The following is a 13,582-nucleotide window of genomic DNA, read 5'->3' on the forward strand; positions in this document are numbered from 1 at the left end:
GGTCATTCAAAAATGGTGGTTGGTCCACGTGCGGGACGCAACGTCTCCTCGGCGGCCAACCGTCAGTCAGTCACGGAACCCTGCGGTATTCTCCCGGCGAAACTGTCCACCAGGCTCGCCACCACCATCTCTCCCATCCGCGTGCGGGTCTGCAGCGTCGCACTGGCGCGATGGGGCTGCAGTACCACGTTCTCGTTGCCGAACAGTGTCTCGGGGACGTTCGGTTCATCGACAAACACATCCAGCGCCGCACCCGCGATCTCACCAGCGGCAAGCGCCGCCACCAGATCGACCTCGTTGACCAGCTTGCCGCGCGCCACGTTGATCAGATACCCGTCCTTGCCCAGCGCCTGCAGCACCTCGGCATTGATGATGGCTTCAGCCTTGTCGGCAGCGGCGGCGAGAATCAGCGCATCACTGTTGCTGGCCAGCTGCTTCAGATCGGCGATGAAAGTGTGGTTCACATCGCTCATCGGCTGCAGATCGGTGTAACTGATCGGGCAGCCGAACGCTGCGGCCCGGGTCGCCACGGCACGGCCGACCCGGCCCATGCCGACGATGCCGATGCGCATGCCCGACACCTGACGCGCCAACGGCAACGGGGCCAACGGTGTCGGGCTATGGGGCCATTGCCCCGAACGCACATAACGATCACTGGTGCACAGACCCCGGCACACGGCAATCAACAAGCCGATGGCCAGGTCGGCGACATCTTCGGTCAGCGCGCCGATGGTTGCGGTCACGCGGATCCCGCGATCCCTGGCGTAAGCCAGATCCACCGCATCGGTGCCAACGCCATTGACCGCCACCACTTCCAGTTTGGGCAATTGCGCCATCAGCGCCTGGCTGATTCCGGTGTGGCCGCCGGTGATCACCCCGCGAATGTTCGCGCCGTGTTCCTGCAAATAAGCCGGCTTGTCGGCCTGCTGGAAGTAACGTCTGACGGTAAACAGCTCATCGAGCCGCGTGTTGATTTCGGGGATCAGGATCGGGCTGAGCTGCAAGACTTCTGGCTTCATGTAAACCTCGCGTAACAGAATAAAAAGTCCGGTTTAACCGCGACCGGCAAACGGCATGGCACTGGCCATGACGGTCATGTTCAGGACGTTCGCCTCCAGCGGCAGAGCGGCGATGTAGCGCACGGCATCCGCCACATGCTTGACGTCCACCATCGGCTCCACCGCGATGGTGCCGTTGGCCTGGCGCACGCCTTTGGTCATGCGCACCGACATCTCGGTGAGGGCGTTGCCGATGTCGATCTGGCTGCAGGCGATGTTGAATTCGCGGCCGTCCAGGGCCAGGGATTTGGTCAGTCCCAGCACCGCGTGTTTGCTGGCGGTGTAGGCGCTGCTGAACGGGCGTGGGGTATGGGCCGAGATCGAGCCGTTGTTGATGATGCGTCCGCCTTGTGGCTGTTGCCGGCGCATCAGTCCGAAGGCACCACGGGCACAGAGGAAAACGCCGTTGAGGTTGGTGTCGATCACGTTGCGCCACTGCTCGAACGTCAGCTCATCGAGCGGCACCGCAGGGGCGTTGACCCCGGCGTTGTTGAACACCACGTCGAGGCGTCCGTAGACCTCGGTGATGGTGGCAAACAGCGCATCGACACTGGCCGGGTCGCGCACATCAGTGGGCACCGCCAACGCTTCGTGTCCTTCGCTGAGCGCCAATCCGACCAATGCCTGTAAAGGCTCTGGCCGACGACCAGCCAATACCAGGGTAAAGCCGTCGGCCATCAGAGCCAGGGCCACGGCGCGGCCGATTCCGCTACCGGCGCCGCTCACCAGAGCCACTTTCAAAGGACTGTTCATGTTGTTATCTCCTTCTTCAATTCACGAGGGCGTAAGCCGGGTTCAAGGTCGCTGACCGACGCGCATTTCCAGTTGGCCGATGCCGTCGATCCCGGCGTTGATGATGTCGCCCGGCTGCAGCACATCAACGCCAGCCGGGCTGCCGGTCATGATCAGGTCACCGGCCCGCAGCGCTACCGACTGCGAGATGCGGCTGATGATTTCACTGACTGACCAGATCTGGCTGTCGAGGCTGTCGCGCTGGCGCTCTTCGCCGTTGACGTTCAGCCACAAATCGCCGTCCGGGTGTCCGGCGCGAGTGACTGGCACGATGGCGGTCATCGGCGCGGCGCCGTCGAACACCTTGGCACCTTCCCACGGCAAACCATTGCTTTTGGCCGAGCGCTGGACATCACGACGGGTCAGATCCAGCCCGGCGGCGTAGCCCCAGACATAGGCCAGCGCCTGGCGCTGCGGAATATTGGCGCCACCTTCACCGATGGCCACGACCAATTCGATTTCGTGGGCAAACTCTTCGGTCAACGGCGGGAACGCCACTTCACCCGCCGCATCTACCACGTTGCTCGCCGGTTTCATGAAGAACACGGGCGGCTGGCGGGACTGGCCCTGGGTGTCTGGCCACGGGTAGTTGCGGCCGACGCAAAATACCCGGCCAACGGGGAAACGCTGCTGGCTGCCGGCAACCGGCAAGGTCACGGGCAGATCCGGGGTAAACACATACTCGGTCATCATCATTTTTGTAGTAGTCCTGTTAGAAGCGTCAGCGTACGGCGGCAATCTTTTGCGAAGTTGGACGAATGCCGCCTCATGTTGGAGAAATACGGTTTTTTTGACTCAGCGCACCTTGAGTTCTATGCGGTACAAGCGACCGAGCAGCAACGAATAGGACAGGGTGCCAATCAGCGCCACGCCGCCAATGAACCAGAAGGCGTAGGCAAACGAGCCTGTCGCGTGGACGATGCCGCCAATCACGATCGGAGTGACGATCCCGCCGATGTTGGCGGCCAGGCTGGTAATCCCGCCGGTCAGGCCGATCAGTTCCTTGGGCGCGACTTCCGATACGGCTGCCCACGATGACGAGGCAATCCCTTGGGCGAAGAAAGCAATGGTCAGCACGGCAATGCAGATCACGTTCGAGTCGGTGAAATTCACCAGGACGATCGACATGCCCAGCATCGATCCGACCACCAATGGCAACTTGCGCGCGAAGGACATTGAGTAGCCGCGTCGTATCAGCAGGTCGGAGACGATGCCGGCCAGCAGAATGCCGACCGTTGCCCCCACGAACGGCAGCACCGCGAAGATCCCGGCCTTGATCATGGTCAGTTTGCGTTCTTCGATCAGGTACGTCGGGAACCAGGTCAGGAAGAAGTACAACGCCGAGGTGCTGGCGAACTTGCCGATGCAAATCGCCCAGATCTGCCGATAACTGAACAGCTCGGCGATCTGCCGCCAGTTGAACCGGGTGCGTTCCTGACTGCTCTTGACCAGTCCACCCCCGGCTTCGATGTACTTGAGCTCTTCCTGGCTGACGTTCTTGCAGTTCAACGGATCGCGGTACAGGTACAGCCAGATCACACCGAACACAATGCCAAGTATCCCGGTGCTGTAGAACACGTGTCGCCAGTCATAGGTCGTGGCCAGCCATAACAGCGCGCCGGTAAACAGTGCCGTGCCCAGATACTGGCCGCACACGTAGATGCTGCTGGCCAAGCCCCGTTCGCGGGCCGGGAACCATACCGTCACCGCTCGGCTGTTGGCCGGAAACGCTGGAGCTTCCATGGCGCCGACGGCCAGGCGCAGCCCGAACAGCGAAGCGAATCCTGTGGCAAAGCCTTGGCACACGGTGACCGTCGACCAACTGATTAGCGACACCCCGTAAGTGAACCGGGAACCGAAGCGATCGGCGATGAACCCGGCGGGGACCAAGGCCAGTGCGTAGGTCCAGGCAAACGCGGAAAAAATCAGGCCCATTTCGATCTTGTCCAGGCCCAGATCCTTGGCCATGAACGGTGCGGCAATCGAGATGTTCACGCGGTCGATGTAGTTGATGATGGTTGCAATCAGCAGCAACGACAGCATGAACCAGCGCCGACGTGTCGGCAGGCGCTGAGACAGTGCGGCGTCCCGGGCGCCGGCGCTCACCGACGGCGCGGTGGACGAGGAGGTGTGCGAGTTCGACATGAGTAGACCTTTTTTGTTGGAAGAATCGAGATGTTCGCGCACAGCCGAAGCCGTGCCCCCAGTGCCGGGGCAGAGCAATCGCTACTGGAAGGAGAGGCGCGGACAGCCGCTGTCAGGCGCTCAGATACGCCTTCGGACAGGTTCGGTCGGGGGAGGGTTGGCGAGAGAAAAAAGCAGGTTCATGAGTGCACACCTTTTGATTGTTTTTGGAAGGGTCGGGCTGCATTGCCTGCCACAGTGGTCGTACAACCATGCAAAATCAACGGAGGCGTTAGATCGTTTTTTCTCCTGAAAAAAGCGATTGATGCAGGTGTCCAAGAAAAATCAAATCAGCTCATTTCCTTGGTTATGCTTAATGTGTTTCATAAGATGATGTTTTTAAAAGATTAATGATTTTTGTGTGCTCGTGGTTTTTTGGACAGACGACACATCACACACGGATACAATTAATTCTCTGTATTTCATTGTCATCCTATGACGTGTTGAACCCAGCGGTGTCTGCCATCACAATCACCGCGGTCGCCGCCGGCATCGCGGCGCGACGACAACCTGTCCATGTACCTGTCGAGGATCCTCAGGCGATGTCGTCACCGAGTCGAGTACCCACTTACGTCATGCAGCAACGCAGCGAATTGACGGACTTCTACATCCGCGACAAAAAGGGACGGCGCGCCGAAACCAGCCCGCATCGCCACGAGTATTTCCAGATCCAGGTCAACCTCGGTGGCGATACCGTGCAGCACATCGGCAACGTCGAACGTCCGTTTCCGCGCAATACGCTGGCCTTCATCCTGCCGCATCGCGTGCACGTGATTCCGCATCCGGCAGACAGCAACTTCATGGTGATCAATTTTTCCCAGACCTTCCTGCTGCCGCATTTGCAGTGCGACCCGATGGACCTGGAGGAAGTCTCGATTCTGCTGGCGCCGGAGTTGTCGCCGTTCCGCTTTCAGGAGCATCTGGATTTCATCCTGGCCGATGAGGATTTCAGCAAAGTCTGTGGCTTGATCGAGCAGATGCGCGTGCTCGATGAGAACCGTCAGTTTGGCACCCGCGAGATGCTCAAGGGGTTGTTGCTGCAACTGCTGGGGAGCGTTTGTGCCTTGTATGCCGAGCCGCTCAAACGATTGGCCGAAGAGAATGCCGCCGAAGTCAGCCGGCGCAACGCGCTGAGCAGGATGTCCGAATACTTGCGCAAGAATATTGCCGACCCCGATCTCAATCTGATCAAGGTGGCTGCTGCGACTTACCTGTCACCAACTTACCTGACGCACTGGTTGCGCAAGGAAATCGGCAAGACTTTCACTGAGCTGGTGCTCGAACGCCGGATGCACGCGGCACGCAATTATCTGCTCAATGGGACACGACCGGTGGGGGAGGTGGCGAGGTTGTGCGGTTTTGCTGACGAGGCTTATTTCTCCCGACGCTTTCGCCAGATACATGGCCAGCCACCCGGGCAATTCAGACGTCAGCAACTCAACCCCGATACTCCGCAATCACCGTCCAGCACGTGATCGACAGCTGTGGGTGATGTGGCGGTAGATACCGAGGTCGATCCGGGTGCAGCGCATTGGCCGAAACCGGACTTGCCGGCGCGTGCCAACGGCTGCCAGAGAATGTCCATCCGCCAGGTCAAAGTCCTAGCGCGTTGAAAGATTGAGATGTGATATTTCTTTTGGGGGCTGTAAGTATTCAGTCAATCCCTGGAACCACATCACCTCCACGAAATTACCACTGATGCTCAGGTCTTCTGTACGCAAGCCTGTCAGGAATGCATCTTTACTGTTTTTTGCAGACAAGATGGCGAAACCCTTTTCTGCATCTTTAAACGTCAGGGTGAATGCTGGCTTTTCAGTCAAGCCGGCGGAGGATTTTATCTTGCCGTTTGTGATGGTGAAGTAGCGACCCACTCCACCCTCCGTTCGAATTTGAAAGACCAGCTCCTTGCCTCTAACGTACTTTGCGCAGCCAGGGCTTTTTTTGATCGCTCGCTGTAACAGCTTGGTCAAAGCCCATAACAAAAATTTAAACTTCAGCATGGTGAGCTTGCTCCGTAAGTTATTACTCGTTGAGGAACTGAATAGCATGTTTCAGAAAACGCTCAGGGCATTGGAATTGAGCGCCGTGGCCAGCATCCGGGTACAGGAATAGCTGGGCGTTCGGGATGTTCTGAGCCATGTACCAGGAGTTGACCGTTGGAACCATAACGTCATTCATGCCATTGAGAATGAACGTCGGCTGTTTGATCTCGCGCAGATGTTTGAAAGGATCGTTCGGGTCCAGCTTTGGCAAATAGTGCATATTCGCTTCGATCTGGGCCTGTATCACTTCAGGAGAGCTGGGTGGGTCCTGGTCGACACGCTGATGACGGCGCTCCCAGAAATCACGTCCGGCCTGCTGCGCCGCCGCGGATCGACCGAAGAACAGAAACAGAAAGTCTTCCAGGGTCGGAACGGGGCGCGGTGCAGCTTCCAGCACTCCAGGGTCTGAATCCGGATTACCGCCACGAGGTCCGGTGCCGAGCAGCATGAGCTTGCGCACGAGGTCGGGATGGCGTCGTGTCAGGTCCTGGGCTTGAAAACCACCGAGTGAGAAACCTAGAACATCGACCTTGGACAGGCCCAGCGCGCGGATCACCGCAGCCGCATCGTCGGCCATCTGTTCGATCCGGGTGCGCGGTTTTCCGGATGAGGAGGCAATCCCGCGACCGTTGTAGAGGATGACCTCGCGCCCCGCAGCCAGGCCATCCGTCATGAGTGGATCCCAATGATCCATACCGCCGCGAAAATGTTGAAGAAAGAACAGGGGAGGCTGGCCTGTCGTATTGTTGCCCCAGCGGCGATAGGCAAATTGATCACCATCAACTTCCACGAAGCGGGTAGGGGTGGTGAAATGGGTGTCGGTCATATTGAAGTCTTCCAGGTGGTGGTTGTGGCGATCTGTGCGAGCGAGCCTCGGGCTTAGGCCCGCGCCCGCATGCGCCGCGTACGGAACGTGCCCCAGCCACTTTTCATCACTGATTTCGAAAATGCCCACAGCCCACTTTCGTTGGGACGCGGATCACCGCCATTGGCGATTCGTTTGAGCTGCAGCGTGTACCAGAAGATTTCCATGACGCCCATCTGATCGATTTGCTTGATGCCTGTGATGATCGGCCGTACGCGTTGCGAACTGTCCTGCCCTTGCAGCAGGGCCGCCGGTGCCTCGGGATCAATGGCCAATAGCCGCGCGAGGCCAATGACATCGAGCGCTCCGCAACGCAGCGCAGCGTTCATGGCGGCGGCACTGCGAAAACCGCCAGTGACCATCAAAGGCACCTTGATCGAGGCGCGCACCTTTTCAGCAAACTCAAGAAAGTAAGCCTCACGCGCTACGGTGGATGCTTTCTTCGTCTCCTGGAGCCCACCGCTCATGGCTGGTGCCTCATAGGTGCCCCCCGAAATCTCAATCAGGTCGATGCCTGCTTCGGCAAGTGCATGAATCGTCGCCATCGATTCCTCTTCGGTGAAGCCGCCGCGCTGGAAATCTGCGGAGTTGAGCTTGATGCCGACGGGAAATTCGGCGCCGACCTGGCGGCGAATCTCGGCGTAAACAGCCAACACGAAACGTCGACGTTTTTCCGGGCTGCCACCCCATTCATCCGTACGCCGATTGTGGTGTGGCGAGAGGAACTGGTTGATCAGATAACCGTGCGCGCCATGGATTTGCACGCCGCTGAAGCCGGCCTCCTTGCAGATGGCCGCGCTGCGTCCAAAGCGCCGGATGATGTCTTCGATCTCGGCCGTGGTGGCTTCGCGTGGAGTCTCGAAGAGCGCGGCCATGTCCTCGCGAAAGGGCACGGCCGATGGCGCGAGGTTGCTGGCATTCAAGCCTTTGGTCGACTGCTTTCCGGGGTGATTGAGCTGCACCCAGATCGCCGCTCCCTGCTCGGTTGCCGCACGAGCCCACTGGCGTAGCACAGGCAGGTCCGCTTCATCCTCGATCACCACGTTGCCTGGTTCACCGAGCGCACGGCGGTCGATCATCACATTTCCGGTGATGAGCAAACCAATGCCCGAGGCGGACCAGCGCCGGTACAACTCGACCAGTTTCAACGTCGGGTGATTGTTGTAGGTGCCCAGCGTTTCGCTCATGGACGCCTTGGCGAGGCGATTGCGAAAAGCGCTGCCGTTCGGGAGTTGCAAGGGCTGGTTCAGCAGATTTTCTTCAGGCGAGGCGGCGGTCATGGTGAGTTCTCTATAAGGGCTGATTCAAGATTGAAGGGTGTGCAGCGGGATGGCGTTCGATACCCGCTTGTTTTTCACTGGGATGTACGACATGGCATGCTCGGTCAGCGCGGTAATCGTCAGGCTTGGATTGACCCCGAGATTGGCGCTGAGCATCGAGCCGTCGCAAACCAGCAGGTTCTGATAACCGAAGACCCGGTTCTGTACGTCCATCACGCCGCGCTCCGGCGAGTCCGCCATCGCACAGCCGCCCATGCAGTGGGCCGTGGTCGGGATGTTGAATAAAATCTCGGAGAGAAAAGTGGTAGGTATGCCACCGAGCGCCTTTGCGCCCTTTTCAGCAAAGGCATTCGCCTCTGGAATGAAGGTGGGGATGGGACCGCCTTCGCTGGCGAGCTGTTTCGCAAACGGCCAAAACCAGCGACGCCTGAGCCGCATGTCGAGAGACGCGTCCGCTGTCTGCATCACCAGCAGTAACATGGTCTGACGGGCGAAACCTGCGGGGTTGTGCACGAGCAATGCTTGCAGTGGATGTTTGAGCAGCGTCCATAGCCAGGTCAATATTCGCGTCCACCCCGGGCGCCCGCCGCATAGCAAGGTCATCATCAGGCCTATCGCATCCGAGCCTTCCGGGTAGCGCACGACTCCGATATGGGTGTGCTCATCGAGATAGATGCTGCCGCCCCCCGCCAGTCCCGGCGACATGCTCTTGTCCGCTGCCGGAAAGCGTATGCCGATAAGGGATTCGGCATTGGTGCGCACACGTTTTCCGAGGTCGTCGCTGATGCGCGGCAATGACCCGTTTTGCTTGAGCCGGAACAACAATTCCATGGTGCCCAACGACGAGGCGGCGAAGATCACGCCGCGGCAGCGAAAACTGCGGCGCTGTTTGGCGAACCAGGCGGTCGAGCATTCAGTGAAGACTTCATAGCCATCACTGCCGTCTTCTTTGCCGTTGAGCGGTCGCACGTCCACCACCTTGGTCTCGGCAAAAACCTGGGCGCCACGCTTTTCTGCGAGATAAAGGTAATTCTTGTCGAGTGTGTTCTTGGCGTTGTGCTTGCAACCCATCATGCAGCCACCGCACCCGGTACAGGTTCCGCGCGCCGGGCCTTCACCATTGAAGTAGGGATCCGGGTAGGTCTGGCCGCCTTCTTCACCTTCGGGAGCAAAGAAGGTACCAACGCGTGGAAGGTGAAACGTGTGGCCCACACCTTGCAAATCCGCCATTTTCCTGAGGCGCAGATCAGCCTCGCCCATGATCTTGCTCTCTGTCACGCCCAGCATCTTTTCCGCCGTGGCGTAGTACTGCGGCATGATCCGTTTCCAGTCCGCCAGGCCGGCCCAGGAACCCTCATTCCATACGTTATCGCGCGGTGTCAGCAAGGCGTTGGCATAGGTGATGGATCCGCCACCGACAGCGTTGCCGCTGACGATCATCACGTGACGGAACAGGCGCATGTTGTAGAAGCCGAACATCTTAAGCCCAGGTCGCCACATCCAGCGCCGCGCGTCCCAGTTGGATTCTGGAAAGTCCTCGGCCGTCCAGCGTCGGCCCATCTCCATTACGCCAACGCGGTAGCCCTTTTCTGTCAGCCGGAAGGCGGACACGCTGCCACCGAATCCGGAGCCAATCACGACGTAGTCGAAATCGAAAGATGGATTCATTGCGTGCTGCTCAGGCAAGCACTGCGATCAGGCGTGAAAGCACGGGTCATGCGGTGTCTCCTTGTTTTTGTAAGGGTGCTGCTGACACTGGTGGCAGGAGTGACTCCTGTCAGGATTACTATACCATTCGTATATTTATATCGCTATACGAACAGTATAGTATTATCAGTCTGTAGCCGTAGTCGCAGGAAGGGTCAAGTCAGAAACGGTAGGTTATCTGCGTACCTATAATGTGCGCGCTGTTGTCGTATTTTGCGTTGTAGCCGGGCTGTACGCCGGTTGTATTTGCCTGGCTGACGGAGGTGGTCGATTCCCATAGATAGCCGTAAGCCAAATCGATGGTCAGGTCGGTGTCGGGAGAGAAACCTATACCCAGCGTCACGGCTTTTCGGTCGCCCACGGGGAGTCGGACGTTTCGATCGGCGTTGCGGGCAGGTGATGGATCGTAGGCGAAGCCGCTGCGCAACAGCCATTGCGGGGAAAGCTGGTAAGAGGCCCCAACGGCCATCGACCAGGTGTCATGTAATTTAAAGTCATCTCCGAAGCTGCTGAAACCCAGTTGCTGGCCCAGCGGCGGTATACCACTATTGACCGCTTCGATCCTCTGAACGCGGCTCCATCGGGTCCAGGTTGCGCCCAGGTAGCCAGTCCAGCGGTCGTCAAAGTGATGGGTAAACGATGTGTCCAGCGACTCTGGCAACGTGATGTCTATTTTATTGCTGTATTTGCCATCGAGACCGAAAGCACTTGGCGAGTTGCTCACCTGCGTATGGCCGTTGACATGAAAATCAAGTTTTGAATGATAGGTGACGCCCCACGTGGTGGAGTCGTTCAGGTCGACCATCAGGCCGAAATTATAGCCAACGGCGTTATCGTTACCCTTGATAGTGATCTTCGTGTCGGTGCCCCCATTGAGCTGCCCTGTGGCCAAATAGGTTTGCATATTGTTTTCGATACGGTTCAATGTCAGCCCGCCTCCGACAGAGACATGATCATTGATGCGATAAGCAACAGCGGAGTTCAGGGTTTTAACTTGAACCTTGCTATAGGAGCCATGGTAGCGTCCCTGAAACGAACTTTCGTAATCGTTCACAAGACCATAGAGAGCGTACAAGCCCAGGCCGAAAGTGAAGCGTTCGTCAATCGGTATGGATAAATAGCCAAAAGGGATTGTCGTCAGGGGTACGGAATCTCCTTTGTTGGTGCCTGGCGCATCGCCATGAGCATTTTTAATATCGCTATTGACCTTGAACAAGGCGAACCCTGCGCTCACTTCCCTGCGCTTTAGCTTGCTCAGGCCGGCCGGATTTCCATAGACAGTACTCGCATCCAGGGCCGCGGACGAACGCCCGGCATAAGCAGTTCCGGCGCTGCTGACGCTTTGCTCGTTAATGGATAAACCATTGGCTGAAGATAAAGTTGCCTGCCCACAGAGAGCCAATGACAGAGTGAATATGAACAACGCTTTGCTTGACTTGAGTGTCGGGGTTGACCCTGTCTCAAGATGACGTTTCAAACGCAGTACTGAATTCAGGGAAGGGCGAGGCTCAGAAAGATATTCATGGTTCATCTGGCGGTACCTGTTGTTGTTGTTGTTGTTGTTGTTGTTGTTGTTGTTGTTGTTGTCGGGATGAATAGAAATCGTGGGCGGCCGTATACATCAACAGTCCCGGCTGGGCTGGAGTAGGAGAGTGTTAATTGGGTCTTGCAGATATGTAGTTGTTTTTTAGTTGCAGAGCCCTCTCTGGAATATCACGTGCTCAGGCGATCGCCGTATTTATATATTTGGGGGTTGCAAGTTGGGGCCAGACTGAGCCGCGTGCGGTTACAAGGATGCGGGCAGCGCGCAGGTAAGAGGTAATGGCGGCTGTCCCCCTCGACTCGCATGAAGCGAGAGAAGGGGAAAGGGAGAGGACCTGCAGTCCTAGGGCTTGTATTCGAGTACTTTGCACACTCGTGTGAAGGCTGGCCGATCCCCTTGCAACAGCTTTGCATGACCTTCGCGAAGTGCGCGAGTTGGCGTGATCTGGCGCAGGACTAACGCAATGAAGGTTTCCATGTCGCATTGTATTTTGACGTCGATGGGCTCTTCGCTCGGCCCGGAGCGTGCCAACAGGTTCCCGTCGTTGACTCGAATATGGAAGACTTCCGCCCCCACCTGGAACTCGTACAACTCCTGCAAACCGGCGCTCGCTGCCGAATCGTTCGAGCCTGTCAGGCACAGGGCTATGAGCTCCGCACGAGCACTGGACGGATCGATGCGTTCGTCGATCGGCAGGCTCAGCCCCCAGAAACCCAGCGCGATCACCGGCTTGCGTAGTTGCTCGCCCAAGTCCGTCAGCTCGTAAGCTGGCGTGGCGGAAGGTGTGTGCACGGTGACTTGTTGAATGACGCCGTTCTGCACCAGCATGGCCAGGCGTTCGGACAGTCGGTTTGTACCCATTGCAGGCAGGATCGCGAGCAGATCCTTGAAACGCTTCGGACCTAACAGGAGTTCGCGAATCAAGAGCAGCGTCCAGCGATCTCCGAGTACGTCGAGCGACCGGGCTAAGGGGCAGAGTTGACCGTAGGTTTTGTTTGTCATGGCGCATTGTACAAAATTCCGCTCAGTTGAAATACAGTGAAAAGCCACTGCTGCCTCAAGTCGAAGGCATTGGGCGTTGTTCCAGTCCCTTGGACGGCTGATCTCACGGTCGCTTTCATGTATCGCTCACTGAACAGGTTGAGTCATTCTTATTGATTTCACTATACCGTCCGCTTAGTCATTACGCTATATAAAACGTATAGCTACACTATAAACCTGTCCGTTATCGCGCAATGCGCTGGACGACCCAGCGGGTGAGAGCCGCAGGCGCGAGACGTGTAGCGAACGACAGGAATCCGGCTTGCCTGCCGACTGTCCAGTGGGTCTTGTGGATTCGTCGTTTCGACGTCGCGCAAGCCCACACGGTCGATGCGACGTCGTGCGAGGTGAGCCGGATACCCAGCGATCTGGCGCTGGGGATACGACCGTAGTCATCAGCCATTGCGGTCTTTACGAAGCTCGGCCAGATATCGCTCACGCGAATACCGAACTTTCCCCATTCGAGGTCGAGCCCTTCGGTGAATCCGCGCACGGCGAACTTGCTCGCCGAGTAGGTTGCAAGTTCGGGCTGGCCGTAGATGGCGGTGGCGGAGGCCATATTGATGACATGAGAGCAGGGCGTGCCTCGCAGGTACCGGAAGGCGCTGTGACAGCCGGTGATCATTCCCAGAACGTTCACGTCAAGCATTGCCTGGTGTCTGGTCAAGGGTACGGCTTCAAATTGCCCGGCAGCGAGAATCCCGGCGTTATTGAGCAACACGTCAAGCCGCTGGCCGCTGTGTGCCCAGAAATCCACAAGCGCTCGCTTCCATGCTTCGGGATCGCTCACGTCGAGCGCTCCGCAGACGGCATTGCCCTCTCCCAGGGTCGCGGCAACCGCGGCGACACCCTCTGAATCGATATCGTATAGCCCCACGAACCAACCGCGCCGCGCAAACAACTCAGCGCAGGCGCGACCGATTCCCGAAGCCGCGCCTGTGACGAAGATCGCTGGTCTCCATTCAGGAAGAAGGGATTGAGTCGGGTTTCTGGCTGTTTGATTGCTCTGTACCACAGTGATGTGCGGTTTCATTTCAGAGGTTCCCTTCAGGAGCTGAGCATTCAGGTTT

At 57.9% G+C, this 13,582-nt stretch carries 12 protein-coding genes; 1 reads left to right on the forward strand and 11 read right to left on the reverse strand.

All coding sequences use genetic code 11. From position 1 onward, the window contains the following. Positions 1 to 62: 62 nt before the first annotated feature. The 4 genes from KGA83_RS03850 to KGA83_RS03865 form a co-directional block, all read right to left on the reverse strand. Positions 63 to 1,019: a 2-hydroxyacid dehydrogenase gene (locus KGA83_RS03850; protein WP_108215489.1), complete on the reverse strand. Its 957-nt coding sequence runs from the start codon at positions 1,017 to 1,019 to the stop codon at positions 63 to 65. A gap of 33 nt (positions 1,020 to 1,052) precedes the next feature. Then, positions 1,053 to 1,811, reverse strand: a complete 759-nt coding sequence (locus tag KGA83_RS03855; protein WP_108215490.1) for an SDR family oxidoreductase — start codon at positions 1,809 to 1,811, stop codon at positions 1,053 to 1,055. Between the two features lie 42 nt (positions 1,812 to 1,853). After that, complete coding sequence (locus tag KGA83_RS03860) at positions 1,854 to 2,546, reverse strand: fumarylacetoacetate hydrolase family protein (RefSeq protein WP_223528486.1); 693 nt, start codon at positions 2,544 to 2,546, stop codon at positions 1,854 to 1,856. A 99-nt stretch (positions 2,547 to 2,645) separates the two neighbouring features. Continuing rightward, complete coding sequence (locus KGA83_RS03865; protein ID WP_108215492.1) at positions 2,646 to 3,995, reverse strand: MFS transporter; 1,350 nt, start codon at positions 3,993 to 3,995, stop codon at positions 2,646 to 2,648. Positions 3,996 to 4,576: 581 nt separating this feature from the next. Between KGA83_RS03865 and KGA83_RS03870 the strand changes: the two genes are divergently transcribed. Further along, positions 4,577 to 5,509 carry a helix-turn-helix transcriptional regulator gene (locus KGA83_RS03870; RefSeq protein WP_223528561.1) on the forward strand — a complete coding sequence of 311 codons (933 nt, stop codon included), beginning with the start codon at positions 4,577 to 4,579 and terminating at the stop codon, positions 5,507 to 5,509. Positions 5,510 to 5,635: 126 nt separating this feature from the next. Here the strand turns inward: KGA83_RS03870 and KGA83_RS03875 are convergent, their stop codons facing one another. The 7 genes from KGA83_RS03875 to KGA83_RS03905 all read right to left on the reverse strand — a co-directional run bounded on the left by KGA83_RS03875 (position 5,636) and on the right by KGA83_RS03905 (position 13,545). Further along, positions 5,636 to 6,034, reverse strand: a complete 399-nt coding sequence (locus KGA83_RS03875; RefSeq protein ID WP_223528489.1) for a helicase — start codon at positions 6,032 to 6,034, stop codon at positions 5,636 to 5,638. Positions 6,035 to 6,056: 22 nt separating this feature from the next. Next, positions 6,057 to 6,902: an alpha/beta fold hydrolase gene (locus KGA83_RS03880; RefSeq protein WP_223528492.1), complete on the reverse strand. Its 846-nt coding sequence runs from the start codon at positions 6,900 to 6,902 to the stop codon at positions 6,057 to 6,059. A gap of 53 nt (positions 6,903 to 6,955) precedes the next feature. Further along, complete coding sequence (locus KGA83_RS03885; protein ID WP_223528495.1) at positions 6,956 to 8,221, reverse strand: NADH:flavin oxidoreductase/NADH oxidase family protein; 1,266 nt, start codon at positions 8,219 to 8,221, stop codon at positions 6,956 to 6,958. A gap of 24 nt (positions 8,222 to 8,245) precedes the next feature. Next, positions 8,246 to 9,889 (reverse strand): GMC family oxidoreductase, encoded by a 1,644-nt coding sequence (locus tag KGA83_RS03890; RefSeq protein WP_223528499.1) that lies wholly within the window; start codon positions 9,887 to 9,889, stop codon positions 8,246 to 8,248. Between the two features lie 199 nt (positions 9,890 to 10,088). Continuing rightward, the gene (locus tag KGA83_RS03895) at positions 10,089 to 11,459 is read right to left on the reverse strand and encodes an outer membrane protein transport protein (protein WP_223528502.1); all 1,371 of its coding nucleotides are present in this window, start codon (positions 11,457 to 11,459) and stop codon (positions 10,089 to 10,091) included. 354 nt (positions 11,460 to 11,813) lie between these two features. Next, positions 11,814 to 12,473 carry a winged helix-turn-helix transcriptional regulator gene (locus KGA83_RS03900; protein WP_108215500.1) on the reverse strand — a complete coding sequence of 220 codons (660 nt, stop codon included), beginning with the start codon at positions 12,471 to 12,473 and terminating at the stop codon, positions 11,814 to 11,816. A gap of 223 nt (positions 12,474 to 12,696) precedes the next feature. Continuing rightward, positions 12,697 to 13,545 (reverse strand): SDR family oxidoreductase, encoded by an 849-nt coding sequence (locus tag KGA83_RS03905; RefSeq protein ID WP_223528505.1) that lies wholly within the window; start codon positions 13,543 to 13,545, stop codon positions 12,697 to 12,699. Positions 13,546 to 13,582 lie beyond the last annotated feature (37 nt).

The organism is Pseudomonas sp. GL-R-19, from assembly GCF_019956375.1.
Lineage (GTDB): Bacteria > Pseudomonadota > Gammaproteobacteria > Pseudomonadales > Pseudomonadaceae > Aquipseudomonas.